This window comes from Bartonella sp. AA18HLJMS (genome assembly GCF_042197245.1).
GTDB lineage: Bacteria > Pseudomonadota > Alphaproteobacteria > Rhizobiales > Rhizobiaceae > Bartonella.
Genome location: NZ_JBHIRP010000084.1, coordinates 1 through 760, shown reverse-complemented (window position 1 = coordinate 760; position 760 = coordinate 1). Strand labels below are relative to the sequence as shown.

At 37.6% G+C, this 760-nt stretch carries 1 protein-coding gene; it reads right to left on the bottom strand.

The genetic code is table 11. The annotated features are described in order from the left end of the window. Positions 1–70 precede the first annotated feature (70 nt). On the bottom strand, positions 71–760 hold a 690-nt coding region (locus ACFINW_RS10050; protein ID WP_375674273.1), incomplete at its 5' end, for an ABC transporter substrate-binding protein.

The following is a 760-nucleotide window of genomic DNA, read 5'->3' as shown; positions in this document are numbered from 1 at the left end:
TTAAAGAGCTTTGCAATACATCAAATATATCATGACCATGTTTTTTATATTTTATAAACTTGATACCTTCTTATTTTTCAATTGCACTATAAAAAATACGTGGTGCACTATTCCAAACCCATTTTTTGACATCAGATGTCATCGCTACAGAAACATATGTCTGATAGATAAAAGCATAAGGCCCTTTCTGCATAAAATCACGTTGTAAATCAGCATACATTTGCGCCCGTTTTTTGGGATCTTTTTGAAACAATGCATCTTGAACCTTTTGATTCATAGTTTCATCCAAATACCCATGGCACCAACTCGCATAGCCTGTATTTTTCGCCTCAAGCCGATTATCTGGATTATAAATAAGACGTGAAGCCATTGTATGAGGATCCGCAGAATCATTATTCCATCCGAAAAAAATTGTATCAAAAGTACGTGCAGATAGTTTTGAAAATAACTGTGTGCCTACGAAGCGTTCAATTTTAAAACGTACCCCCACCTTTTTTGCATTGTCTTGGAGAGACTGAGCAATAGGCAAAGCAAAAGGATAAGGAGAGGCACCGGCAAAAATACTGGCCTCAAAACCATCCGGATAACCTGCCTCTGTTAAAAGTTGCTTTGCTTTTTGGAGATCAAGTTTAAAGGGTTGTCCCTCTTTTTCATCCAAAGCTCCAAGATTACCAAGAGGAATAAAACTTGCACGTGGAATACCAACATCTTTGAGAAGAGTCTTACCGAGTCCTTCATAGTCAATAAGATAGCGCATCGC